This is a genomic window from Lacticaseibacillus chiayiensis, assembly GCF_004123795.1.
In the GTDB taxonomy this organism is placed as follows: domain Bacteria; phylum Bacillota; class Bacilli; order Lactobacillales; family Lactobacillaceae; genus Lacticaseibacillus; species Lacticaseibacillus chiayiensis.
Genome location: NZ_MSSM01000095.1, coordinates 1 through 681, shown reverse-complemented (window position 1 = coordinate 681; position 681 = coordinate 1). Strand labels below are relative to the sequence as shown.

2 pseudogenes are annotated in these 681 nt (G+C 42.3%); both read right to left on the bottom strand.

Annotation, left to right across the window (positions count from 1 at the left end):
* Positions 1-212, bottom strand: a pseudogene (locus tag BVJ53_RS14775) (P27 family phage terminase small subunit); the annotation flags it as partial.
* A gap of 195 nt (positions 213-407) precedes the next feature.
* Positions 408-681: pseudogene (locus tag BVJ53_RS15430) on the bottom strand (HNH endonuclease); the annotation flags it as partial.

The following is a 681-nucleotide window of genomic DNA, read 5'->3' as shown; positions in this document are numbered from 1 at the left end:
TCGCGCGATCGAGATTTCTAAGTGGTAAGGTCCCAAGATTCGATAATTCGCTTGTATTCTTGTTTTGCGACTGGGTCAAGATGATTAGGCGGTGTTACCTGAAGTTTTGGAATGCCATCTTTGGCCATCAATTCCGCATGTAGCTTGGCTTCTTGCCGTTCTTTGGTCAAATCACCCTTAGACATTTGCAACACTTTGTATTTTCCAGCCATTTCCCACTTCACCTCCTAATATCTATATAAAATGGGCTGAGTTTACCCCTGCCGCCTTAAAAATCGTTACAATTTGGGGTGCCAAAAAGAGGCCGACCGTTCTTCCGCTTCGAGAAATGTAACCCCCGATAAAAATGGAGGGGGGTCTGGAGGATTTCAGCCCGTTTGTTCGCCCGATAAATTTCTTTCAAAAATTCAATTTTTGTAATTTTTATTTTTTATTTTCTTGAATTTTGCAAATTTGTTTTCTGATTTCATTTCGTCAAGTTTGTTCATCACTTTGATGAGTTGACTCACATCTCGACCTTGCTTAGACAGTCTCTGGATGCATGTGTCTCGGTCAGTGTCGATGAGTATGTGTTCGACATCTCGACTAGCAAGCAATGTGTCTAGCTTCTCATCTGGATATGTCATGACTAACCACACATGGTCGAAGGTCTGCTCTGCTTTAAGCTTCCGCAGTATCAGC